Origin of the sequence: Achromobacter sp. SIMBA_011, assembly GCF_046535435.1 — a bacterium.
GTDB classification, from domain to species: Bacteria; Pseudomonadota; Gammaproteobacteria; order Burkholderiales; family Burkholderiaceae_B; genus Achromobacter; species Achromobacter dolens.
In genome coordinates, this window is the sequence record NZ_JAWRWN010000258.1 from 1 (window position 1) to 295 (window position 295).

Annotated in this window: 1 pseudogene; it reads left to right on the forward strand. The window is 60.3% G+C overall.

The annotated features are described in order from the left end of the window. A pseudogene (locus SB816_RS30840) lies at positions 1 to 295 on the forward strand (endopolygalacturonase); the annotation flags it as partial.

Sequence of the window (295 nt, forward strand, 5' to 3'; positions counted from 1 at the left end):
TTCGTGGGCGCAGGATCAGAACTATCTGCCCGCGCTCGCCGAACTGGGCGTGACGGTCGCGCAGCGCGTGTTTGGCAACGGGCACTATCTGCGCCCATGCATGGTGGAATTCATCGGCTGCACCAACGTGCTGATGCAGAACTACCATACGCAGAACACGCCGTTCTGGCAGCATCATCCGACCGATTGCAAGAACGTGGTGATTCAGGGCGTATTCGCGGACAGCATCGGCCCGAACAACGACGGCTTCGATCCGGATGCGTGCAGTTACGTGCTCGCCGATGGCGTGACGTTC